Origin of the sequence: Roseibium marinum (assembly GCF_002906165.1) — a bacterium.
GTDB classification, from domain to species: domain Bacteria; phylum Pseudomonadota; class Alphaproteobacteria; order Rhizobiales; family Stappiaceae; genus Roseibium; species Roseibium marinum.
On record NZ_PPCN01000006.1, the window covers coordinates 228259 to 250738 of the forward strand.

21 protein-coding genes are annotated in these 22480 nt (G+C 61.1%); 13 read left to right on the plus strand and 8 right to left on the minus strand.

What is annotated here, in order from left to right:
• Positions 1 to 10: 10 nt before the first annotated feature.
• A complete protein-coding gene (locus tag CLV41_RS15490) occupies positions 11 to 601 on the minus strand; it encodes a DnaJ domain-containing protein (protein WP_103223315.1) in 591 nt (196 codons plus the stop codon).
• Positions 602 to 779: 178 nt separating this feature from the next.
• Between CLV41_RS15490 and CLV41_RS15495 the strand changes: the two genes are divergently transcribed.
• On the plus strand, positions 780 to 1076 hold the full coding sequence (locus CLV41_RS15495; protein WP_103223316.1) for a BolA family protein: 297 nt from the start codon (positions 780 to 782) through the stop codon (positions 1074 to 1076).
• Between the two features lie 26 nt (positions 1077 to 1102).
• Here the strand turns inward: CLV41_RS15495 and CLV41_RS15500 are convergent, their stop codons facing one another.
• Genes CLV41_RS15500 through CLV41_RS28130 form a run of 3 tightly spaced genes read right to left on the minus strand, consistent with a single transcriptional unit; the run spans position 1103 to position 4200 of the window.
• Positions 1103 to 2428: an HlyC/CorC family transporter gene (locus CLV41_RS15500; RefSeq protein ID WP_208987538.1), complete on the minus strand. Its 1326-nt coding sequence runs from the start codon at positions 2426 to 2428 to the stop codon at positions 1103 to 1105.
• Positions 2428 to 3582, minus strand: a complete 1155-nt coding sequence (gene aroB, locus CLV41_RS27800) for a 3-dehydroquinate synthase (RefSeq protein WP_103223318.1) — start codon at positions 3580 to 3582, stop codon at positions 2428 to 2430. The genes CLV41_RS15500 and aroB overlap by 1 nt, the downstream gene beginning before the upstream one ends.
• An 18-nt stretch (positions 3583 to 3600) precedes the next feature.
• The gene (locus CLV41_RS28130) at positions 3601 to 4200 is read right to left on the minus strand and encodes a shikimate kinase (protein WP_235867144.1); all 600 of its coding nucleotides are present in this window, start codon (positions 4198 to 4200) and stop codon (positions 3601 to 3603) included.
• A gap of 190 nt (positions 4201 to 4390) precedes the next feature.
• Between CLV41_RS28130 and CLV41_RS27805 the strand changes: the two genes are divergently transcribed.
• The 3 genes from CLV41_RS27805 to CLV41_RS15520 all read left to right on the plus strand — a co-directional run bounded on the left by CLV41_RS27805 (position 4391) and on the right by CLV41_RS15520 (position 7163).
• On the plus strand, positions 4391 to 4534 hold the full coding sequence (locus CLV41_RS27805; protein WP_170107213.1) for a hypothetical protein: 144 nt from the start codon (positions 4391 to 4393) through the stop codon (positions 4532 to 4534).
• The gene (gene xerD / locus CLV41_RS15515) at positions 4534 to 5457 is read left to right on the plus strand and encodes a site-specific tyrosine recombinase XerD (RefSeq protein WP_103223320.1); all 924 of its coding nucleotides are present in this window, start codon (positions 4534 to 4536) and stop codon (positions 5455 to 5457) included. Before CLV41_RS27805 ends, xerD begins: the two co-directional genes overlap by 1 nt.
• Before the next feature lie 77 nt (positions 5458 to 5534).
• Complete coding sequence (locus tag CLV41_RS15520; RefSeq protein ID WP_103223321.1) at positions 5535 to 7163, plus strand: AMP-binding protein; 1629 nt, start codon at positions 5535 to 5537, stop codon at positions 7161 to 7163.
• Between the two features lie 13 nt (positions 7164 to 7176).
• Here CLV41_RS15520 and CLV41_RS15525 read toward each other — a convergent pair whose 3' ends face one another.
• The 3 genes from CLV41_RS15525 to CLV41_RS15535 all read right to left on the minus strand — a co-directional run bounded on the left by CLV41_RS15525 (position 7177) and on the right by CLV41_RS15535 (position 10517).
• Positions 7177 to 8310 carry a GNAT family N-acetyltransferase gene (locus tag CLV41_RS15525; RefSeq protein WP_103223322.1) on the minus strand — a complete coding sequence of 378 codons (1134 nt, stop codon included), beginning with the start codon at positions 8308 to 8310 and terminating at the stop codon, positions 7177 to 7179.
• Positions 8300 to 9718 carry an oligosaccharide flippase family protein gene (locus tag CLV41_RS15530; protein WP_208987532.1) on the minus strand — a complete coding sequence of 473 codons (1419 nt, stop codon included), beginning with the start codon at positions 9716 to 9718 and terminating at the stop codon, positions 8300 to 8302. The genes CLV41_RS15525 and CLV41_RS15530 overlap by 11 nt, the downstream gene beginning before the upstream one ends.
• Positions 9719 to 10118: 400 nt before the next feature.
• Entirely contained in the window at positions 10119 to 10517 is a 399-nt protein-coding gene (locus CLV41_RS15535; RefSeq protein ID WP_103223323.1) for a YchJ family protein, read from the minus strand.
• Positions 10518 to 10620: 103 nt separating this feature from the next.
• Here CLV41_RS15535 and CLV41_RS15540 point away from each other — a divergent pair, with 103 nt between their 5' ends.
• Positions 10621 to 11592, plus strand: a complete 972-nt coding sequence (locus CLV41_RS15540; protein ID WP_103223324.1) for an endonuclease/exonuclease/phosphatase family protein — start codon at positions 10621 to 10623, stop codon at positions 11590 to 11592.
• Positions 11593 to 11605: 13 nt separating this feature from the next.
• Here the strand turns inward: CLV41_RS15540 and CLV41_RS28135 are convergent, their stop codons facing one another.
• A complete protein-coding gene (locus CLV41_RS28135; protein WP_235867145.1) occupies positions 11606 to 12181 on the minus strand; it encodes a c-type cytochrome in 576 nt (191 codons plus the stop codon).
• Here CLV41_RS28135 and ggt point away from each other — a divergent pair.
• The 8 genes from ggt (at position 12180) to CLV41_RS15585 (ending at position 22449) form a co-directional block, all read left to right on the plus strand.
• On the plus strand, positions 12180 to 13925 hold the full coding sequence (gene ggt, locus CLV41_RS15550) for a gamma-glutamyltransferase (protein ID WP_103223373.1): 1746 nt from the start codon (positions 12180 to 12182) through the stop codon (positions 13923 to 13925). The genes CLV41_RS28135 and ggt overlap by 2 nt on opposite strands.
• Before the next feature lie 145 nt (positions 13926 to 14070).
• Positions 14071 to 14856, plus strand: a complete 786-nt coding sequence (locus tag CLV41_RS15555) for a ThuA domain-containing protein (RefSeq protein WP_103223325.1) — start codon at positions 14071 to 14073, stop codon at positions 14854 to 14856.
• A gap of 66 nt (positions 14857 to 14922) precedes the next feature.
• Entirely contained in the window at positions 14923 to 15996 is a 1074-nt protein-coding gene (locus CLV41_RS15560) for a Gfo/Idh/MocA family protein (RefSeq protein WP_103223326.1), read from the plus strand.
• A gap of 421 nt (positions 15997 to 16417) precedes the next feature.
• Complete coding sequence (locus CLV41_RS15565; protein WP_103223327.1) at positions 16418 to 16645, plus strand: hypothetical protein; 228 nt, start codon at positions 16418 to 16420, stop codon at positions 16643 to 16645.
• A 28-nt stretch (positions 16646 to 16673) separates the two neighbouring features.
• On the plus strand, positions 16674 to 17966 hold the full coding sequence (locus tag CLV41_RS15570; RefSeq protein ID WP_103223328.1) for a prohibitin family protein: 1293 nt from the start codon (positions 16674 to 16676) through the stop codon (positions 17964 to 17966).
• A gap of 4 nt (positions 17967 to 17970) precedes the next feature.
• Positions 17971 to 19626: a cyclic peptide export ABC transporter gene (locus tag CLV41_RS15575; protein WP_103223329.1), complete on the plus strand. Its 1656-nt coding sequence runs from the start codon at positions 17971 to 17973 to the stop codon at positions 19624 to 19626.
• A gap of 5 nt (positions 19627 to 19631) precedes the next feature.
• The gene (locus tag CLV41_RS15580; protein ID WP_103223330.1) at positions 19632 to 21248 is read left to right on the plus strand and encodes a cyclic peptide export ABC transporter; all 1617 of its coding nucleotides are present in this window, start codon (positions 19632 to 19634) and stop codon (positions 21246 to 21248) included.
• Positions 21249 to 21327: 79 nt separating this feature from the next.
• On the plus strand, positions 21328 to 22449 hold the full coding sequence (locus tag CLV41_RS15585) for a TAXI family TRAP transporter solute-binding subunit (RefSeq protein WP_103223331.1): 1122 nt from the start codon (positions 21328 to 21330) through the stop codon (positions 22447 to 22449).
• The last annotated feature ends 31 nt before the right edge of the window (positions 22450 to 22480 follow it).

Here is a 22480-nt window from a genome sequence, read left to right on the forward strand (position 1 = left end):
GCCTGCAGGCTTAAAGGAAACCGGCTTTTTTCAGGACGTTGTAGGCCTGAATGATCTCCCGCAGGCGGTCTTCGGAAGACCTGTCACCGCCATTGGCATCCGGATGGTTCAATTTCACAAGCTCCTTATACCGCGCTTTTATCTCGGTGCCACGGGCTGTGTAGGACAGATTGAGCACATCAAGCGAGCGTTTTTCAAGCGCCAGCAGCTTTCTCTGGCGCGGACGGTGCGCTTGCGCGGCCCTGCGCTGCGCATTTGTCCGCGTGTCGGCGCGGGTGTCATGCCCGTCCGGTCCTTCGGCCGCCTCCCGGTTCACGCCCATCTTCCAGGTCGGGCGATGGCCGGTCAGGCTGTCCTTGTGATAGGACCGCACGTCGTCGTCGCCCATCCCGTTGAAATAATTGTAGGACTTGTTGTATTCACGAACGTGATCGACGCAGAAATGAAAATACTGGCCTTCCCGGTCGCGCCCTTTCGGTGCCTTGTGCGTTCCGGGCCTCTTGCATCCCGGATGTTCACAGACCGGATGACGGTCCTGCGTCGCCCGTTCCTTGTCCGGCTTGACCCGAATACTGTCGAAGAGTTTGGATTCCAGTTTCATGCGGTGGGATATTAAGATCCATGAGGCTGCGGACACACCGCAAGCGATTGCGTTGAACCGGAGGCCGGAGCCGAAGTGGCGCCGCGACTCCCGGAAGTCGAAAAGCCCGTTACTTTATCAGCCACAAATGGACCAGCAAAGACTTGAACTTTGAAAACAGGGGCTCCACGTTAAAAACATGAGCACAAAAGAGATTATTGTCGGCAAGCTGACCTCAGCCTTCGCGCCTTCCTACCTGAACGTCATTGACGAATCCGAAAAACACCGCGGCCATGGCGGCTGGAAAGAGGGTGGGGAGACCCATTTCCGCGTCCAGATCGCCGCTTCCGCGTTTGAAGGCCTGAACCGTCTGGCGCGCCACCGCGCCGTCAACGACGTTCTGGCGGAGGAACTGGCGAACGGCGTCCACGCCCTGGCGCTGGAAATCCGTGCCGACAGCGAACCGGACCCCCGCTCGGCGCGTGCCGCCGGCTGACAGCGCTGACTTTCGAGGTTTCCCGCTCACGAAGGTGAGACCTGCGCGGGCGCGCGAACGGCCTCGCTGCCGGCCAGCGCACGCGTCTGCCCGAGCGGCATGATCCTCAGCCGGGTGATCCGGTTTTTCTCCCGTCTGAGAACCGTGAAACGGAAACCGTGGAAAGTGAAGATCTGCCGCTCCTCGGGAATCATCCGCGCCTCGTGAATGACCAGACCGGCGATCGTCGTCGCCTCGTCATCCGGCAGGTTCCAGTCGGCGGCGCGGTTGAGGTCGCGGATCGGAACGGACCCGTCGACGATCACCGAACCATCCGCCTGCGGGCGTAGACCTTCCAGTTCGACATCGTGCTCATCCGCGATCTCCCCGACGATTTCCTCCAGAATATCCTCCAGGGTCACCAGACCCATCACCTCGCCATACTCGTCAACGACGAGCGCGAAATGCGACTTGTTGCGCAGGAAGGCATTGAGCTGGTCTTTCAGGCTGGTCGTGTCCGGCACGAACCAGGCAGGGGTCGCGATATCCAGAATATCGATCTTCCCGGCGTCTCCGCCAACCGCGTGCAGGGCCCGCAGCAGGTCCTTGGCGTGCAGGACGCCAACGAAATTGTCGCTCTCGCCCTGCCACAACGGAATGCGCGTGTAAGGCGACGCCAATATGGCGTTCACCAGATTTGCGGCACTGTCCTCCGCGCTGAGCGCCACCATGTTGGTCCGGTGCACCATCACGTCGGACACTTCCAGCTCGGCGAGATCGAGCAGGCCGCCGAGACGGTCGCGCTCGCCCTTTTCGATAGCGCCTTCGATATGCTGCAGATCGACAGCGCCGCGCAGCTCGTCAAGGGCGGAGAGAATGGACTTGTCGTCGCCGACATTGACCCCGACGAGCTTCAGGAGATGGCGGACGATCCACTCCACGCCGATCACCACCGGTCCGAAGACCGCGACGACCAGGCGCACAATCGGCGAGACGGCCAGGGCGAACCGCTCCGGGTTGGAAATCGCCCAGGTTTTCGGCAGAACCTCCGAAAAGACCAGCACCAGCACGGTCATGACCAGGGTCGCAAGCGCCACCCCCGACTTGCCGAACAGGCTCAGGAATACACTCGTTGCCAGGGCCGAGGCCAGAATGTTGACGAGGTTGTTGCCGAGAAGCAGCGCACCGATCAGGCGCTCCCGCGACGCCATCAGCCGGTTCGCCACGCCCGCCCGCCAGTCGCCGTTTTTTTCAAGCTGATGCAGCCGGGCACGCGACGCGGCGGTCAGCGCCGTTTCCGAGCCGGAAAAGAAACCGGAAAGAACCAGAAGCACAAAGATGGCGGCAATCGCCAGCCAGATAGCTGTTTCCATCATCCCGCGAGTTTCTCCTTGAGAAAGTCCAGAACCTGCGCGGGATCCACACCCTTTTCGACAAAGGCCTCGCCGATGCCGCGGGTCAGGATGAAGGTCAGCGCGCCCCGGCTCACCTTCTTGTCCTGCGCGATGATATCCATGAGCGTTTCCGCGGGTGGCAATTGCCCGGGAATCTCCCCGGTCCGCACCGGCAGGCCGACATCCGTCAGATGTCTGCGCACCCGCATGGTCGTCTCTTCATCGAGCAGACCGAGCCGCTCGGAAAATTCATGCGCCAGCATCATGCCGATGGAAACCCCTTCGCCATGGACCAGGCGTTCGGTTTCATAGGAGACCGCCGACTCAAGCGCATGGCCGAAGGTATGACCCAGATTGAGCAGCGCCCGGCGTCCCGATTCCCGTTCGTCGGCGGCAACAACGTCGGCCTTGGCCTGGCAGGACCGGGCTACCGCTTCTTCCCGCTCGCTACTTCCGGCAAAAACCGCCTGCCAGTTGGTTTCGAGCCAGGCAAAGAAATCCGCGTCGCCAAGCAGGCCGTATTTCGCGACTTCCGCATAACCCGCGCGGAACTCGCGGAGGGACAGCGTATCGAGAATGGCCGTGTCGGCCAATACGAGCGCCGGCTGGTGAAAGGCGCCGATCAGGTTCTTGCCGTGCCGTGAATTGATGCCCGTCTTGCCGCCGACGGAGCTGTCCACCTGGGCCAGAAGTGTCGTCGGCACCTGAATGAAGGCCATGCCCCGCCGTACCGCCGAGGCCGCGAAACCGGTCAGATCGCCGACCACGCCGCCACCCAGCGCGACAACCGCATCGCCGCGTTCCAGCTTCGCGGCCAGAATTTCGTCGCACAACCGCTCGAACTCGCTGAAACACTTGGTGCTCTCGCCGGGCGGAACGACAATCACCGAATGCTCCAGCCCGGCGGCGTTCAGGCTTTTCGTGAAATCCCTCAGGTGCAGTCTTGCGACGGTTTCATCAGCTACGACCGCCAGGCGCGCTCCGGGAAGAACAGAAGCGATATCCGCTCCTGCCGTTGCCAGCAGGCCGCGCCCGATTTTGATGTCGTAGCTGCGTTCGCCAAGATCGACGCGGACGACATTCGCGTCCTGCCCGGAACCTTTTTCTGCGTCTGCTAGTGCCGTGTCTGCCATACTGTCACGCTTTGAAATTCAGGAATTGGAAGTCTTCGAAATGGCGCCGCCCACATCCTGCAACAGGTGGTCGGCAAGAGTGAGGACGATCTGGTCCACCACAGCCTCGTGCGGAACGTCTCTGGACCGCACCGTCATCGCCGCCCTTGCATAGACAGGTTCCCGCTCGGCCAGCAGTTTGCGCATCGTCATTTCCGGATCCGGGTTCTGCAGCAGCGGCCGGGTCGCGCGGCGCCGCACCCTGGCCATGGCGGTCTCCAGATCCACCTTGAGCCAGATGGAAAGGCCCTGTTCAGTGATCGCCGCACGCGTCGCCTCGCTCATGAAGGCACCGCCACCCGTCGCCAGTACCTGGGGACCTTCGCGCAAAAGCCGGGCGATCACCCGCTCCTCGCCGCTGCGGAAATAGTCTTCGCCGTGCTCGGCGAAAATCTCGGAAACCGTCATGTTGGCGGCGCGTTCGATTTCGCTATCCGCATCGACGAATTCCAGTCCGAGCCGGTGCGCGAGTCGCTTGCCGACGGTCGATTTCCCGCACCCCATAATGCCGACAAGAACGATCGACCGGCGCCCGAGGGCCTGAACGAGCCGGGCGCGGTCAACGGATTGCGCTGTCATTCCCGCGTCGCCTTCTTCATGGCTCCGCATCCTGTCGTTTTCTCTCATTGCGGCGTTGTAGCATATTCGACGGAAAAGACACGGGGGGAACGCGGGAAGTTGTCGTTATCTGATCCCTTGCATCGTCCTCTCGCTTGCTGAGACAATTCGGCATCCGATTCGCCGAATGTTACGATCCGGGAGATCCGACGTGCCGACCCTGACACGATTGCTGTTTGCGCTCCTGCTGCTGGGCGCCCTCGGATACGGGGCGATTTATTCGCTGGCGAATTTTGTCGATCCGCGTGAGCGGGAAATAACGGTTCGTGTCAAGAAGGACGGTTTTGGCCGCTGATGGCTACTGGCTTCGATCTGGAAAATTTTCTGGAAATGCTGGCCGCCGAACGCGGCGCGGCCGAAAACACCCTTGAGGGATACCGCCGGGACCTGGAGGATTTTTCCGGCTTTCTCGGCGGCGGAACCCTGGCGGCCGCCCGCTCCGAGGACATCTCCGCCTATCTGGGCGACCTCGTACGGCGCGGGTTTGCCGAAACCTCCCAGGCGCGCCGGCTTTCCGCGCTGAAACAGTTCTACAAGTTTCTTTATGCCGAAGGCAGCCGGGAAGACGATCCGACCCGCACCCTGTCCGCGCCCAAGAAGCGCGGCAGCCTTCCCAAGGTGCTCTCGATGGACGAGGTCGACACATTGATCGAGACGGCGCGGGCCGAGACGGAAAAGCCGCAGAAGAGCGCGGCCGCCCGTTTGCGCGTCCAGCGCATGTACACGCTGATCGAAACCCTTTACGCAACCGGCCTCAGGGTGTCCGAACTGGTCGCCCTGCCGGTGTCGGCCGCCTTGCGCGACGCCCGCCTGATCGAGGTCAGGGGCAAGGGCGGCAAGGAGCGGCTGGTGCCTCTGTCCCGGGCGGCTCAGGCGGCCATGAAGGATTACGTCGGGCTGCGCGCCGCCGAAGGCGCTCATGAAAAAAGCCCCTGGCTTTTCCCTTCACACGGCGGCAGCGGACATCTGACCAGGCAGCATTTCGCACGCGACCTGAAGGACCTGGCAGCCGCCGCCGGGCTCGACACCGCGAAGGTTTCCCCCCACGTCCTGCGCCACGCCTTCGCCTCGCATCTCCTGCAGAACGGTGCGGATCTGCGCGTGGTGCAGCAGCTCCTGGGGCATGCGGATATCTCCACCACGCAGATCTACACCCATGTTCTCGATGAGCGCCTGCGGGAGCTTGTGGAGAGCGCGCATCCGTTGGCCAAAAGGTGACGCTCCGCATCTATTGCGCTGCAGCATTCTCCGCACTAAACTCCGCTGCCTAATTTTTTAGCACTGGAATCCGATCTATGCTGCAGCCCGCCGGCGACTATGACTCGCTGAATGCCCGTTTCCGTTGGTCCTTGCCCAATACCTACAATATGGCCGGCGCCGTGAGCGACCGGTGGGCCGCAAGGGACCCGCACCGGCTGGCCATCCGCCATGTGCTTTCCGACGGCTCGCAGCAGGACTGGAGCCACCAGGCCCTGAACCGGGCGGCGAACCGGTTTGCCAATGCGCTTCAGGGGCAAGGCATCCGGCGTGGAGACCGGGTGGCTCTGCTCCTGCCGCAGATCCCGCAAACCGCGATTGGTCATCTTGCCGCCTATAAGCTCGGGGCGGTGGCTGTGCCGCTGGCGTCCCTTTTCGGACGGGAAGCCTTGCGCTACCGCCTGTCGGATTCCGGGGCCAGAGCGCTTGTGACCGACAGCGCGGGCCTGGCCAAGCTGGCGGAAATTCACGACGACCTGCCCGGCCTTGAGCTGGTTGTCTCGGTGGATGGGCCCGAAACCGGGGTTCAGGCCTTCGAAGAGCTTCTGGCCGCGGCCTCCGACAGCTTCGACACTTTGCAAACCACGCCGGACGATCCGGCGCTGATGATCTACACCTCGGGCACGACAGGCCAGCCAAAGGGCGTTTTGCATGGCCACCGCGTGTTGCCCGGCCATATGCCGGGCATCGAACTGTCGCAGAATTTCCTCGGCCGGAGCGGCGATATCTTATGGACACCCGCCGATTGGGCCTGGGCCGGAGGCCTTTTGAACGCGCTTTTCCCCGCGCTGGCGCTCGGCGTGCCGGTGGTTTGCCATGCCACCAGGAAATTCGATCCGGAATTCGCCTTTCGTCTTCTCGAAAAACAGGCCATCCGCAACGTGTTCATACCCCCAACGGCCTTGAAGATGCTGCGCGCCGTCGACAGCCCGAAAAGGCGGTTCAAGCTCGCCTGGCGCAGCGTCGGCTCGGCCGGCGAAGCCCTCGGCCGGGAAACCTATGACTGGTTCGCCGAGGAATTCGGTTTTCCGGTCAACGAGTTTTATGGCCAGACCGAATGCAACGCGGTTCTGGGATCGGCGTCGGAGATCGGCGTCAGCCGGTCCGGCGCCATTGGCAAGGCGACACCCGGCCACGAGGTGGCGATCGTCGACGACACGGGAACGCCCCTGCCGCCGGAAACGCCCGGCCAGATCGCCGTCAGACGGCCCGACCCGGTGATGTTCCTGAAATACTGGAACAAGCCGGAGGCGACCGCCGAAAAGTTCATCGGCGACTGGATGATCACCGGAGACCAGGGCGTGATTGATGAGGATGGCTATGTTCATTTCATCGGCCGCGACGACGATATCATCACCTCGGCCAGCTACCGGATCGGACCGGGTGAAATCGAGGATTGCCTGATCAAGCACCCGTCCGTGGCCCTCGCCGCGGCCATCGGCAAGCCGGACCCGCTGCGCACGGAAATCGTCAAGGCTTATGTGGTATTGAAACCGGGCGAGACCGGCGGCAAGGCGCTGGAAGACAGCATCCGCGCATTCGTCCGCGAGCGTCTGTCCGCCCACGAATATCCGCGCGAGATCGCATTCGTGGAAGCCTTGCCGATGACCACCACCGGCAAGATCATCCGCCGGGAGCTTCGCGAGCAGGCGAGGCTGGAACGGTAGCTCCTTCGGACACTCAGGTCCTTGCAAGGCGTTTCTTGATCGCGCGGACGCTGCGGCGCAGTCCGCGTTTTGCCGTCAGGTCCGCTTCGCCGAGGACTGTCATCAGACGTCCCACGGCGCCCTGCGAGGCCAGCAGCGTTGCGGTTTCCACGCGCCCCCGCCAGAGCGGCTCGATCATGGAATGGCCTGGAACCGCCAGGGAATCGGCTCCCTTGAACCCCGGCATCGCGAGATTTTCCCGCAGCGCATGCAACGCGATCTGTGCACCTGGAGAAAAGCGCGCCCTGTTTTCGTCAAAGGCGATCTTCCAGGAAAAAACATGACCGCGGTCCTGAATGAGCACAAGGGCCGCCACCAACGTGTCGCCCGCCCGGAGCTGATCGATGCGCACGCCGTTCCCGGCCGCGAGATTGGCGATCGCGGATCTGGCGAAGGCCTCGCTCTGCGGCCCGCTTGACAGAGCCGTTCCCGACCGGCCTTTCCACCCCGAAACTTCCAGGCGGAGAAAAGCGTCGAACGCGGCCGGCACGTCCGCACCGGTCACGCTTTCGAAGCTTGTTGCATGTTCATCGCCGAGGCGGCGCAACAGCCGGCGCATCTCCTTGCGCCGTTTGCCGCTGAAGGCTGCCTCCAGTTGCTGCTCGCCGGCGGGACCCGCATCGTGACCGGACCGCTTTTCCCGCGCCGCGACCGTGATCCGCGCTTCGGTGGCCCCGCGCAGGCGCGAAGCTGTTTGCGTGGCGAGCGGCAGATAGGGAATGGCAAGCAGCGCCCCGGATCCGGCAGCGCCCTTGAGAAAGGCGTCGACGGCATCCGGCCCTGCCCGCGGATGCATGAGGGGCGTGCCGAGCGGGGAATAATCCGTCGCCCAGACCGTGGCGGTTGGAAGCGCGACGCCGAGACGGCGCCGGCCCACGGGGGCCGCCAGCAGCCAGACACCCGTCTTGCCCTCACGGACGACGGCGAGACGGACCTGCCGGTGTTCCATGTGCCTCAGGTAAGGACACAAAAACGCCGGGCTGAAAAACGGGTTCGGATCAAGGGCGGCATCGCACAATTGCTGCCAGGCTCCTGCCGGCAGATCTTCATTCAAAGGATCGAGGAAACAGAACTCCGGCCCCGCGTCTGCGTTCGGTTCACTGGTCAACCGGCCGCTCCCTGGATGCGAAGAGAAGGGGCACGATGAATGTCGTGATCTGGAGCTTGCGTTTTGCCGTCAGCGCTAGCGCAGTCGCCTCGAAGAAGATGGCGCAACTTGTGGCGATTGCCGCGCCGGCAAGACCCAGGAGCGGGATCAGAGCCAGATTGAAGACGACGTTCATCAGGAAGGTTGCCGCATAGATCACGGCACAGGATTTCTGATGTCCGGTCATGGTCAACAGCGCATCCGCCGGACCGACCGACGCCCGAGCGAGCACACCGATCATCAGGAGCGCGATCAGCGGATAACCGCTTTCAAATCCGCCGCCGAACAAGCGCAGCAGCAGCGGCGCGATCAGCAGCAGCCCGGCCCCGGCGGCAAGAGACGGCCAGAAGGTCCAGTGTGTCGCCTTGCGGACGTAGGCGGCAAGACCGGCCTGGTCCTCATTATGGAGGTAGCCGGAAAACCGGTGCGCGGAAGCCGATCTCACCGCGAAATAAACGAAATGGACAAGGGCAAGCGTTTTGGAGGCAGCGAAGTAGACCGCCACCTTGTCCGGATCCTGAAAGAAACTGATCATGATGACGTCGGCGCTGGTGATCAGTTGCAGGAAACCGTCCACCAGAAGCATCGGCGCGGAGATTGCCAGCCAGTATCTCAGGTCTACCCTGCGTGGACCGGATGGAACCCTCGGCGCCAGCCGCCCCTTCAGGTGAACATATTGATAAAGGGCGATAACGATGGTGGCCGATACGACCGCGAACGTCGCCGTCAGGGCATCGGCGCGCCACCCCGCGAGCACAGCAAGGACAAGCAGCAGCAGAATAGCCAGAGGCCGCCAGATGTAGGTGGGCACCATCGCCAGCGACGGCCAGTCATAGCTGCGGGCGATACCGTCCTGCACCTGGCCGAAGGTGAAAAACGGCAGGGCGAACAGAACGACGATCAGCGGCAGAACATAATCGGCGTCGATGGCCGTTCGGAATACAAAAACAAGGCCAATCCCAAGCACCCCGGCCAAAGTCCCGAGGAAAAAGGCCGTTTGCCGGCTCACGCGCAGAAAGCCGCGCAGGCCGTCCATGTCGCCTTTCTGGAGATATTGCGGGATGAACCGGCTGACGGAAGTTGAAAATCCGCCACATGTCATAGCGCCGATGACGATCAGGAAGGTCCAGGCAACGGAATAGATACCGTAGTCATGCGCGCCCAGAAGCCGCGCCAGAACAATCTGCGAGAGATAGGCAAGCGCCGCGCCGCCAACACGGATCGCGAATGTCGAGACCGCCATGCGGCCCGCGGTGCCCTGGTCCGTCCCATCGCCCCGCAGCAACCCGGCAGCGTTCGCTGCCCTGCCCAGAGCCTGAGACAGGGCGGTGCTTTGGAAAGGTTTTTCCCAGAAAGCGGAAAATCGCAAACACAGATCCTTTTTGAAATCCTGTCCGTATTTGTGACATGAAGGCCTTAATATTCAATGGCGATCGGAATGCCGAAAGCTCTATCGATTCACAGATGCGTGAAATCGGCAGGCTGGCGAATATGACGTCCTCTGTTCAAGACCGAAAGACACCGGACGCGGATTGAGATCCCGGCTTGACGTGCTTTGTCGAATATGGAACAAATAGTGAACATTGATTCGAACGACCTGCCGGCTACACAGTATCGGCCCTGTCTGTTTGAAAAAAGTGCAACAGCATTGCGGATGTCGAGGGCTGCCTCCCCTTCTATCCGCAGTTTGGTCCGGCCCCTGCTCCCGCCGCCATCCGCAGGGGCCGGACATTTTTCTCCAAGGAAATTCGAAACGGTCTGCCGGTCCGTTACTCCGGCACGGCCTCCGCATAATACCAGCGTCCGGCTTTTTTGCGGAAACGACTGAGTTCCCGGTGCGTACGCAGCGTACCGCCGGAAAGGTATCTTGCTTCGAAAAGCACCGTGCCTTCACGGTCGCCTTTCGCGCCTTTTTCCGTTGCCAGGACGCGCAAGCCGGTCCAGTGGTTTTCAGCCGCCCATCTGGCGGTTTCCAGTTCGTCAAAGCCATCCTGGTGTTTCGGCCAGAGCGTCTCTTTCAGGTAGGCAATGTTCTGCCGGACATAGGCGGCGTAACGCGAGCGCATCAGCGCCTCGGCGGTTTCGGGAACCGCCGCGCCACCAAGAAAACGTCCGCAGCAGCGATCGAACGGTTCACCGCCACCACACGGACAAGGGTCATCGGCCATGCCGGTCTCCTGAAATCAAACTTTTTGTTCTCTACCACTGGTTCACAGAACTGTCCCGCCGCTAAGGTGTCGGTCCACGTTCCATACGGTCTGGCCCGGCACAATGAAACTTGCAACCTTCAACATGGAATCCTTCGGTGCCGACCGTTTCGAGGCGGAGGCTCTTCAACCCCGGCTGGACGCCTTGCGGCCGAGGCTCCTGGAACTGGATGCCGATATTCTGTGTCTTCAGGAAGTGAATGCGCAAAAGGTAAAGGGAGCCTCCAAAAGGCGGTTCCAGGCGCTCGACCTGCTGCTGTCGGCGACGCCCTACCGTGACTACCACTTTGCCGCCAGCGAACGGGCGCCCGGCAAGGGGCCGGGCGACAGGCACAATCTGGTGGTTCTGTCACGCTTCCCCATCGCATCTTCGAAAAGCCTCTTTCAGACCCATGCCCATCCGCCCTTGTGGCAGCCGGGAACGGCCGACCCGGCATATGATGCACCGCAGGCGATCGAATTCGACCGGCCCGTGCTGAAAACCGAAATCGATATCGGCGCCGACAAGCCGCTGCATCTTTTCACGCTTCACCTGCGCGCACCGATTGCCGCGAATATCCGGGGCGGCAAGACGGACAGCCGTACATGGAAAAGCGTTTCGGCCTGGGCGGAAGGCTATCAGCTCTCCGTCCTGAAACAGATCGCGCAGGCCCTGGAACTGCGTCTTGCGGTCGAGGCGCTGCTGGATGCGGATGAGGAAGCGCTGGTGATCCTGGCAGGGGACTTCAATGCAACGGGCGAGACCGGAACCATGCGCCTCCTGCGCGCCGATCCGGATGACACGGCTTCGCCTGACCTCGCCCCGCGCCGGCTTTTTCAGCTTGATGCCTCGCTACCGCTCGAACGGCGCCAGACCATCCTGCACAAGGGAAAGGGTCAGGCGCTCGATCATATCCTTGCAAGCGCCGCGATGACCCACAGGACCGTTGAGGTCCGGGTCTTCAACGACGATCTTCCCGATGAAATCTTCGACGCCGGCGACCCAAGCCTTGCAGGCTCTTTCCACGCCGCCATGCGTGCGGAATTCAACATATGAGACCGCGTAAATCCTACTGCTTCAGCGAAGTGATATAGGCCGCGAGATTGGCGATCTCGATATTGCCCAGGCTCATGTCAGGCATCGCGGGATGCGGATCCACGAGGAACGTCGCCAGACTTTCTTCGGTCCACTCCGGGTCCCCCGCTATGTCGTAAAAGCTCGGTAGCGACGTGCTTGAAACGCTCGGCTGATCCTCGGCAACCAGATGACAGGCGGCACACCAGCGCAGCGCCAGCGTCTTTCCGGCCAACTCATCGGCCGCCTGCGCGGATGTCACCCCGCCGGACGGAGCCAAACCAAACACCGCAGCGCCGCAAACGGTAAACAGCGCCCACAGCAGTGCGGCAGAAGCCTTGCGTAAAAATATGCGTCCCATGAAGCCTCCTTGTGACACACCGAATCCGCCGGAATCCCCGGCCCACGCGGCGTCAGTGCCGCCACTTTGCGCGTTTTGCGGAAGTCCGGCCTTGCGTTGAATCAATAGCAGCAGTCGCGGACAATCCGTTTCACTTTCTCGTTTGTCTATTGCCTCCTTTCCCGGCCTTCTGCACACTTGCCGTCTAGCAAAAATGCCGGAGAAAATCATGCGCCGCCACCTAGAATCCGTTGTCTGTACGCTCACGCTGGCCGCCGCACTCGCCTTTGGACAGGCAGCCCCCCTGACGGCTCAGGAAGCCGCTATCTACTCGCTGAAGGACCGGTTCCAGCCGGTCGTCGCGCAAAGCGGCATGGTGGCGAGCCAGGAAGCCGTGGCGACCGGTGTCGGCGTCGAAATCCTGAAGAAGGGCGGCAATGCGGTGGATGCCGCCATCGCCACCGGCTTCGCCCTTGCGGTAACCCTGCCGCGCGCCGGTAATCTCGGCGGCGGTGGTTTCATGCTGGTTCACATGGCCGAAAGCGGGAAGACCGAAGCGCTGGACTACCGGGAAAAGGCGCCTGCCGCCGCCTTCAAGGACATGTTTCTGGGAGAGGACGGCGAACCGGACAACACCAAATCCCGGTTCTCGGGTCTGGCCATCGGTGTTCCGGGAACCGTCGCCGGATTCGCCGAAGCCCATCGACAGCACGGCAGCGGAAATCTGACCTGGGCGGAGCTGATCGCTCCGGCAATCGAACTGGCCGAAGAGGGCATCACTGTAACGCCCGGTCTGTCGGCTGCCCTGACGGCGGCCATGCCGCGCCTGACCAAAGACCCGGCAACCGCGGCCGTTTTCTACAAGCTGGGAATGATCCCGCCTCTACCCGGCGAGGTCTTGAAGCAGCAGGATCTGGCTTCAACCCTGCGCCTGATTGCGGACAAGGGAGCCGACGGGTTTTACCGGGGCGAAGTTGCACAAAGGATCGCCTCCAGGGTTCAGGAAGGCGGCGGCGGCATGACGGCCGCGGATCTGGCCTCCTATCGACCGGTCTGGCGCAAGCCCGTCACGGGCATCTACCGGGGCTACGAAATCGCATCCATGCCGCCGCCGTCCTCCGGCGGCGTTCACATCGTCCAGATCCTCAACATGCTGGAACGCTTCCCGGTTGCCGAATACGGCCTGAATTCCGCCGACAGCATCCACGTCATGTCCGAAGCCATGCGCCGTGCCTATGCGGACCGGTCAAAATATCTCGGCGACCCGGATTATGTCAGCGTTCCCGTGACCGGCCTCACCTCGCCGGACTATGCGGCGGGACTGGTGAAGACCATCAGCATGGACTCAGCAACCCTTTCCGAAGAGATCGGCCCCGACAATCCGCTTCCCTACGAGAGCAACGAGACAACGCATTTTTCCGTCGTCGACAAGGACGGCAACGCGGTTTCGAACACCTATACGCTGAATTTTTCCTATGGTGTCGGCATGATGGCGGAGGGGACAGGGGTTCTGCTCAACAATGAACTGGATGACTTTTCCGCCAAGCCGGGTGTTCCCAACGCTTACGGACTGATCGGCGGCACCGCGAACGCCGTCGAGGCCGGCAAGCGTCCATTGTCCTCCATGAGCCCGACGCTCGTCTTCAAGGACGGTGAGTTCTTTCTGGCGACCGGTTCGCCGGGCGGCAGCCGCATCATCACCACCACCTTGCAGATCATCCTCAATGTCGTCGACCACAAGATGAACATCGCCGAGGCGACGGCGGCACCGCGCATTCATCACCAGTGGCTCCCGGACGAAATCCGCATCGAGGAAGGGATTTCACCGGACACGATCGAGCTTCTGGAGAAACGGGGACACAAGATCGAGGTCCGCAATGCAATGGGATCCACCCAGTCGGTCATGAAGGCCGACGGTGTGCTGGCCGGTGCCTCCGACCCGCGCCGTGTCGGCGCCTTGAGCGCGGGATACTGAGTTTGCCTCCGCGCCGGGTTGGCCGACTGGCGGCCCAACCGATTGACAGGTCCGCAAACCGATGTTAGCGCTATCCAAAGCGCTTTGAACCGTTCTCTGCAGCACGCGATTTCTTCAAAATTTCCGCTAACCGGGAGGAGCCGTCATGGCCATCAGGACCGTGGTCTGGGGCGAGAACGTCCATGAACAGCACAACAGGATCGTTGCCAGCCTCTATCCGGACGGCATGCACCAATGCATCGCCGATGCACTGAACGCCGATCCGGATATCAGCGCGACGACGGCAACGCTCCAGGACCCAGAGCACGGTCTGACGCAGGAGCGTCTCGCCGAAACGGATGTTCTGGTCTGGTGGGGCCACGCCGCGCATGGCGACGTCGCCGACGACGTCGTGGAGCGCGTCTGCAACGCCGTCTGGTCCGGCATGGGCATGATGTTTCTGCATTCGGCTCATTTTTCCAAGCCGTTCAAGCGCCTGATGGGCAGCCCCTGCAACCTGACCTGGCGCGAGGCCGGCGAGCGCGAGCGGCTCTGGGTCACCAGCCGCAACCATCCCATAACCCGGGGCCTGCCGGACAGTTTCGAACTGGAGATGGAGGAAATGTACGGCGAGCCCTTCGGTGTGCCGGAGCCGCTGGAAACGGTGTTCATCAGCTGGTTCCAGGGCGGCGATGTCTTCCGCTCCGGCCTGACCTACAAGCGTGGCGCGGGCAATGTCTTCTATTTCCGCCCGGGCCACGAAACCTACCCGACCTACCACGATGCCAATGTGCACACCGTCCTGAAGAACGGGGTGAGGTGGGCCTTCAATCCGATGGCGCGCGTGAAGGATCCCAATGAGGCCCCGAACGTGCCTGTGGAAGCCGCCCCGGAAAAAATCGAGGAGCGCGGACCGAAGCTTCACGCGGAAGGCGAGGAAGGTTTCCGCTGATTTTTCTTTCCCCGGCCGGAAGTGTCGAAAATCCGGCCAACGCTCCCTTCGCGATGGAGACTATTTATGGCGTCTGCCGCAACTCCGGTCCGGATACTGATCCTTGGCACCGGCAACATGGCCGTCAATCATGTCACGGCCTTTCAGAAAATTCCCGGCGTTGAAATCGTTGCCGGCGTCGACCGGCGGCCGGAGGTCCTGTCGGATTTTTGCGACCGCTTCGCGATTCCGCACAAGTTCGCGACCCTGGAAAAAGCGATAGCCTGGGGGGAATTCGACGCGGTTTCCAACGTCACCCCCGATGCAGCGCATCATGCAACGACCCTTGCCCTCTTGAATGCCGGAAAGCACGTCCTTTGCGAAAAGCCGCTGGCGACCAATGCCCGGCACGCGCTTGAGATGGCGGAGCTGGCGCGGGAAAAGAACCTGGTCGGCATGGTCAACCTCAGCTACCGCAATGTCGCCGTGCTGCAGAAGGCGGCTTCCCTTGTGGCGGAAGGCGACATCGGGACATTGCGCCACTTCGAAGCCTCTTATCTGCAAAGCTGGCTGACCCAGCCCGCATGGGGAGATTGGCGCACGCAAGACCAGTGGCTCTGGCGGCTCTCGACACGTCACGGGTCCAAGGGCGTCCTCGGCGATGTCGGGATTCATATCCTGGATTTTGCCACATATGCCGCCGGCAGCAGGATCGATGCGCTGTCCTGCCGTCTGAAAACCTTCGACAAGACGGAGGGCGGCAAGATCGGCGAGCATGTTCTGGACGCCAATGACAGTTTCACGCTTCAGGCGGAGCTGGAAAACGGTGCGCTCGGCACCATCAGCGCCACCCGTTTCGCCTCCGGCCACCTGAACGACCTTCGCCTCAGGCTTTACGGCGATGGCGGCGGTCTGGAAGTCAGGTTCGAAAAGCGGATCGAAACCCTGCGGATCTGCCGGAACCCCGACCTTGAAACGGCCGACTGGTGTGAGGTGACCGCCGATCCGGTTCCCACGGTCTATGACCGTTTCGTGTCCGCGATCCGGGAAGGTGCGCCTGCCGAGCCGGGCTTCCGCCATGGCGCGGACCTTCAAAAAGCGCTGGATGCCGCCGAGCGGTCGCATGCGGAAGGCAGCCTGTTCCTCAAGATCGGTGATTGACCTTGTCCCGGCCCCGGAATGCCGTTCCGGATAGAAGCTGCAGCGGAGCCTCCTGGCCCCGCTGCAGAAGTGGTACTTGAGGCAGTGCAACCACGGGCAGGACCGTTAATCCGGTCCCTTCCGTATATGCCTGCTGACCCTAGCCCCCATCCTCCTGAAACTTCGTTCAGCTCGTGGCGTAGGTTTGCCTCAATTTTTAGGCTAACCGGGTTATATCCCGCTCGCTTGAATGGAACACCGAGGTTTCGCCTCGAAAAAGTTCAAACTCTCTCCCGAATCCAGCGCGGTTTTCCGGGCGAAACCGCGCCCGGGGGAACAGCGAGTCGTTTGCAACAGCTGCGGGATTTTGCTAAGAGCTGTTTTCGGGATATCATTACGTCTTCCGCTTGTATTTTCACTAGGATCGCCCGGAGAACCGCTCATGTATTTTGCCATGGTGCTCTATCTTTTCGCGGCTGCCATCGTCGGTCTGATCGGTCGGAATACAGCTGCCGGTTTCATCGGGATGTTTCTCCTTTCCATCATCGTCAGTCCGCTCCTTGCACTGATCTTTCTCTTTCTGCTGCGCCCCAACAAGCGCGAGCGGTTGAGGCTTGAGCAAGCCAGGCTGGATGAAGAAATGCGCCAGACCCATCGTCAGACTTTATGATCGTTTCAACGGGACAGGGACGAAGCAGATGGCTGTGAGCAGTGGTGCTTCGAACGCCGGTGGTGCGATCGGCCCGGCGCCCGGAAGCCATACGTTTGGCAACCGGTTCAGGTCATGGAGAAAGCGGCATACCTTTTCCCTAGGTCTGTCGATACTGACCCTCTTGTTTGTGATCGCCATTACGGTGCCAATGGCCGTCGTGAATGTTCCTGCCGGCCATGTCGGCGTGCTGTGGAAACGGTTCGCGGGCGGAACGGTCACCGATTTTCACTTCAACGAAGGCATTCATCTGATCTTCCCGTGGAACAGGGCCTTTATCTATGATGCCCGCCTGCGGACAATCGTGCGCAATTATGACACGATCTCCTCCAACGGCCTGACGATGAAGGTCGAGATTGCTACCCGGTACCGCATCAACAGGGATTCGGTCGGCTCGCTGCACAAGCAGATCGGCCCGAACTATCCCGAGGTGCTGCTCATTCCTGAAATCGGCTCCAATGCCCGCGAAGTGATTTCGCGCTACACGCCGGAACAGCTTTATTCGGATGCACGGTCTTTCATACAGGCTCAGATACTGGAGCGGATGGTCACGCAGCTGGGGTCTTCGCTGATCTCGCAGAGCCCGTCCGGACAGCTTGTCTATATCGAAGACGCCCTGATCCGTTCCGTCAGTCTGCCCGCATCGGTCGTTGAAGCGATTGAACGCAAGGCCCAGCAATATCATGTGATGCTCGAATATGATTTCCGGATCGAGCGGGAAGAACTGGAGCGCCAGCGAAAGAATATCGAGGCGCGCGGGATACGTGAGTTTCAGGAAATCGTTTCCGGAACAATCACCGACGAATATCTTCGCCTGCGGGGAATTGATGCGACATTGGCCATCGCCTCCTCCAACAATTCCAAGATCATCGTCATGGGCGGGTCCGACGGGCTTCCGGTTATCCTGAATACCGGTGAATTCAACGCCGGAGCTTCTCAGAGTGGCGACGAGGATACGCTGGAACGGATTTCCTCACCGCTCGTGCCGAATGCCTCCAAGACGGAAGTGCAGTCGACCAATGCGATTCAACCGGATTCTTTCCGTTTTCAACCTTCCCCCACTATCGTAGCACCGGTCCCGGCAACCGGCAGCCCAAGTCCTGACACTCCCGGCCTGTCCACCACACAGATCGACACCACACGCAGTACAGTCGCCCCGGAAACGACCCCCATCGCGCAGGAGCCGGCGATGGCTCCGGACATTGAGGAACCCCAGTCGCGACCGGACAGCTCCGGCGCTTTCAGCACGCCTTCGACAGTCATCCCCCCAGACAGACAATAGGACAATGCAGCTATTTGCACTCCTCACGCGTACAGCTGCACTCCCCCTCAAGGCGCTGATCATCATCGCGGCCGGTTCCAGCCTGTTCAATGTCGGCATCATGATACTCGTGAACCGGGCAGCCCAGGATATCGCGGCGGACGGGGTCGACGATGTCAACTGGCTCATGGCGGGTCTGTTTTGCGCCGCCATTGCATTTTATCTGGTTTTCGAACTGCGCCTGCTCTCCAGGTTCGCCGTGCTGGTCGAAGACGCGATCCATGCGGTGCGGTGCGATATCATACAGCTTCTGCGCGACCTGAATCTGGCCGACAGGGACCGGATCGGCGATGCGGAGCTTTACGATGTAGTTACTCAAGCGTCTGATACGATTTCGCAGAACAGCCAGTACATTGCCATTGCGTTCCGGTCCGCCATCCTGGTCGTCGCCATTCTTGCCTATATCTTTGTGACGTCGAAAACGACGTTCGTCATGCTGACATTCGCAATCGGGCTCGCCGGGTTCGTCTATATGCGCCGCGGACAGCGGGTCATGCAGTCTCATATGAGCGTTGCCCAAGACGATCAGAGAATGTTCGACCGGATTACCGATCAGCTTGACGGCTGGAAGGAAGTCCGGATGCTGCGGCCGCGCCGGATCGAATTGGCCGACGCTTTCAACGCATCCGTGGACCGGGCCGCCGAAGGCAGGATCACCGTTCAGAACGCCAGTTTCGATCTCTATATTTTCGGTCAGCTCGCCCTGTTCATTCTGCTCGGTGTCGTGGTTTTCGTGGTCCCCAGCTATACGGACATCAGCACCGGGAACCTCGCCAAAACGGCCACCGCGGTGCTGTTCATCATCGGACCCATAGGGATCATCATTCAGGCGGTTGCGGTCCTCGGATCGGCGGAGGCATCGGCGGCCCGTATTCTGAACCTGGAGAACCGTCTGGAGGAGTTTTCTTCCGCTACGGACAGCCGCAAACCGGTCAATCCGAAAGCCTTTGCCGGTTTCAGCAGGATATCCCTGGAGGCTGCCGAATACGAATATACCGCCGAATCCGGCGTCGAACCCTTCCATCTCGGCCCTGTCGCTCTTCATGTGGACCGGGGAGAAATCCTGTTCATCTCCGGAGGCAACGGCTCCGGCAAGTCGACGCTGATGCGTATCCTGACCGGTCTCTACGCCCCCTCCGCCGGGCAGCTCACGGTGGATGGACGAACCATCGGCGCCGTCAACAGGCGCGACTACCGGGCGCTGATTGCGTCGGTACTGTCGAACTATCATCTGTTTCCGGAACTGTTCGGCCTGCGCGACGTATCGAAGGACGCAGTCATGGAACAGCTCCGCTACTTCGAACTCGACGACGTCGTCGGCATGGAGAACAACCGTTTCGTCACTCTTGATCTGTCCACCGGGCAGAAGAAGCGTCTTGCCCTCGTTGTTGCCCTGCTCGAGGACCGGCCGGTTCTCGTGCTCGACGAATGGGCCGCCGATCAGGATCCGCAATTCCGCAAGAAATTTTACCGCGAGCTTCTTCCCAGGCTGAAGGCGCAGGGAAAGACGATCATCGCCGTGACTCACGATGACGCCTATTTCGATCTCGCCGACCGGCGGGTCCATTTGAGCGAGGGCATGCAGATCGAGGCCGGCCCGGCGCCGGCTGCGGAGGCCTGACCGCCATGGAGATGCTGCGACAGCTGCTGCGCGATCTGGACATGGACAAGGGCAAGTTCCTGCTGATGCTTGTCCTTTCGGCCCTCGGGACCACGATGACGATTGCCGTCGTCAACATGGCGCTCAAACGCGAAGCCGGTGACGGCGAGTTCATGTTCGCGGTGTATTTCCTGCTGAGCATCTTCCTCTACAGCAGCGCCCAGCGCTTCGTGATGATGGAAGTCGCGAAAGGCGCGGAGCGGATGATCGCGGAGCAGCGCCGCGATATTCTCGCGGCGACCCGTGCCGCCGACTACACCTCGCTACAGCGCATCGGCCGCGCACCCATATACAAGGCTGTCACGCAGGAAACGCAGACAATCTCCAACACGCTGCCGATGATCGTTGTGGGCGCGCAGCAAAGCGTGCTTCTGATTTTCATGTCGTTCTACATTGCCTATCTCTCGGGCGTTGCCTTCGTGCTGATCGGTCTTTTCGGGATATTCGCGGTCTGGTTTCACGTCACCGGACTGACCGGCCTCAGGAAGCGGACCGAGGCTCTGAAACGCACACAGAACAGACTGTTCGAAGCATTCAGCGGCATGCTTGCGGGGCGCAAGGAGATTGCCTTCAACGAAGCGCGCGGCCAGGATGTCGTCACCCATATTCAGGCACAGTCTGGCAGAACACGCGCGAACACCGGCCGGATCCGGCGCCACTGGGCAAAACAGTATGTGCTGACGCAAACGCTGTTCTACATCCTTCTGGGCGTGATGGTTTTTGTCGTTCCCATGTTCACCGAAACCTATCACGACGTGGTCATCCAGGCGACAATGGCGGCGCTGTTCATGATCGGCTCCCTGTCGAACGTGGCACAGGGCATCCCCGCCGTGAACGACACCGCGCGGGCCCTGAGAACCATCCACGCTCTGAACGACCAGTTGCGGGCCTGCGAGCAGGCGCCCGACGATGAAGAACCGCTGCCCGCTGAAAGACACCCGCGGACGCTGGCCCTGGACGCAGTGGGCTACGCCTTCCAGGACAGCCATGGCAGTCCGACCTTCACGTTGCAACCGGTCGACGCCACCTTCCATCGCGGCAAGATCGCTTTCATCACAGGCGGCAACGGCTCGGGAAAATCGACGTTGTTCCGCCTGATGACGGGTTTGGTTCATCCGCAAGAAGGTCGGATCCTGATTGACGGGGAACCGGTCCCCCCGGAAGGATTCGGCGCTTACCGCGACCGCATAGGCGTGGTATTTTCGGATTATTACCTGTTCCGGTCGCTGCTCGGCCTTGACGATGTCGACCCTTCCCGCGTCTCCGAGCTGCTTGCGCGGTTCGAACTGACCGGCAAGGTGGAACTGTCCGATGGAGCGTTCACGACCACGGACCTGTCGTCCGGTCAGCGCAAACGCCTCGCGCTGATCGTGGCCCTCCTGCAGGATCCGCCGATCCTCATGCTGGACGAATGGGCGGCGGATCAGGATCCGCACTTCCGCAAGGTCTTCTATCGCGACATCCTGCCGTCTCTCGCCGCGGAAGGACGGATTATCATCTGCATCTCGCACGACGAACAATATTTCGATATCGCCGATTCACTTTACGCCATGGCGGACGGACGCATGTCGAAGGTAAGATGACGGGGCACGAACAGCCTTGTTATCGCGATGCGATGGTATGTAATGGAAAGGTTGAGACAAGTATGCCGGGAAAGCCATCATGATCCGATTTGCCCTGCTTTGCGCACTCATCTGTTCGCCCCTGCTTGTCTCGCAGCCCGCCAGTTCGCAGAATACACAGTGGCTTGAAAATGTTCCCTATAATCCCAATACCGTCCCTGTGATCACCGAGAACGGCGCGCAATATGCCGATCGGCTGTCTGATGCGCGCCGGCTGCCGGAGTGGTTCATCGGCATTTATTCGGGCTCGACGATCAGCAACAACTACTATGTCGCCGCCGGCATATGCGAGGTCATGAGGGCGACGTTTCCCCAGCACCGCATCCATTGCGCACCGCTGCGCTCCGAGGGGTCGAACGACAATATCCACCTGATGAACAGCGGCAAGGCGCAATCCATTCTGGTGGAAGCGGGGCTGGACCTCGACCTGACACATGATTTTTCGCCCATGCCGCGCACTCGCTACGGTCTCTCCCTGATCAGTCATCCCGGCGTGATGATCGTGGCGCGAAACTCGGGCATCGACTCCATCGCGGATCTGCCGGGAAAGAGGGTCAATCTGGGGATTGAAGGATCGGAGACGCGCCGTCTGTGGCACGCGCTTCTGGAGGCCAATAACCTGTCTCCCGACGATCTGGAAGAGGTTATCACCGCGACCGCGGACGACGATCTGCGGGCGCTTTGCGAAGGCGAGATCGATGTTTTCCTGAGCCTCGTGGGTCTGGTTTCACCGGCCCTGATCCAGACAGGATCACGCTGCGGAGCACGTGTCGTCAGCTTCGACGTCGAAATGGAAACAAACGAATCCGGCATCCAGCCCGGCGTGTCCGAATTGAATGACAACCCGGATATCGCGGAGGTCGACCAGGAGCCGCCGGTCGTTCTCGATATAGAAGTTGCCCTGCTTTTCCACGAAGAGGTGCCAAATTACGTGACCTGCCACATCGCAAAGGCCCTGTTCGAACACCCGCAGCTGGTCCTGCTGCAGCACCTTGAGCTTGCCAATCCCGGAGAGGAAGAAATGTTCGACTTTGGGCAGGTTCTGGCGTTTCACCCCGGCGTTGCCCAATATCTGCTGAAACGGACTTGCGCCGAAGTGCCAACAAAACCGGCGGATTTTCCTGCCCGCCTTGGCATCATTGAGGTGCTTCCGGCAAACTAGGGCGCGTCGCGTTTAAGCGGATTCATGGTTT

Coding starts and splice junctions, on each gene's coding strand:
- CLV41_RS15575 (WP_103223329.1), top strand. CDS start 17,971: ATGCAGCTATTTGCACTCCTCACGCGTACAGCTGCACTCCCCCTCAAG.
- ggt (WP_103223373.1), top strand. CDS start 12,180: ATGCGCCGCCACCTAGAATCCGTTGTCTGTACGCTCACGCTGGCCGCC.
- CLV41_RS15580 (WP_103223330.1), top strand. CDS start 19,632: ATGGAGATGCTGCGACAGCTGCTGCGCGATCTGGACATGGACAAGGGC.
- CLV41_RS15500 (WP_208987538.1), bottom strand. CDS start 2,428: ATGGAAACAGCTATCTGGCTGGCGATTGCCGCCATCTTTGTGCTTCTG.
- CLV41_RS28135 (WP_235867145.1), bottom strand. CDS start 12,181: ATGATTTTCTCCGGCATTTTTGCTAGACGGCAAGTGTGCAGAAGGCCG.
- CLV41_RS28130 (WP_235867144.1), bottom strand. CDS start 4,200: ATGACAGCGCAATCCGTTGACCGCGCCCGGCTCGTTCAGGCCCTCGGG.
- aroB (WP_103223318.1), bottom strand. CDS start 3,582: ATGGCAGACACGGCACTAGCAGACGCAGAAAAAGGTTCCGGGCAGGAC.
- CLV41_RS15565 (WP_103223327.1), top strand. CDS start 16,418: ATGTATTTTGCCATGGTGCTCTATCTTTTCGCGGCTGCCATCGTCGGT.
- CLV41_RS15560 (WP_103223326.1), top strand. CDS start 14,923: ATGGCGTCTGCCGCAACTCCGGTCCGGATACTGATCCTTGGCACCGGC.
- CLV41_RS15570 (WP_103223328.1), top strand. CDS start 16,674: ATGGCTGTGAGCAGTGGTGCTTCGAACGCCGGTGGTGCGATCGGCCCG.
- xerD (WP_103223320.1), top strand. CDS start 4,534: ATGGCTACTGGCTTCGATCTGGAAAATTTTCTGGAAATGCTGGCCGCC.
- CLV41_RS15535 (WP_103223323.1), bottom strand. CDS start 10,517: ATGGCCGATGACCCTTGTCCGTGTGGTGGCGGTGAACCGTTCGATCGC.
- CLV41_RS15540 (WP_103223324.1), top strand. CDS start 10,621: ATGAAACTTGCAACCTTCAACATGGAATCCTTCGGTGCCGACCGTTTC.
- CLV41_RS15520 (WP_103223321.1), top strand. CDS start 5,535: ATGCTGCAGCCCGCCGGCGACTATGACTCGCTGAATGCCCGTTTCCGT.
- CLV41_RS15555 (WP_103223325.1), top strand. CDS start 14,071: ATGGCCATCAGGACCGTGGTCTGGGGCGAGAACGTCCATGAACAGCAC.
- CLV41_RS15490 (WP_103223315.1), bottom strand. CDS start 601: ATGAAACTGGAATCCAAACTCTTCGACAGTATTCGGGTCAAGCCGGAC.
- CLV41_RS15495 (WP_103223316.1), top strand. CDS start 780: ATGAGCACAAAAGAGATTATTGTCGGCAAGCTGACCTCAGCCTTCGCG.
- CLV41_RS15585 (WP_103223331.1), top strand. CDS start 21,328: ATGATCCGATTTGCCCTGCTTTGCGCACTCATCTGTTCGCCCCTGCTT.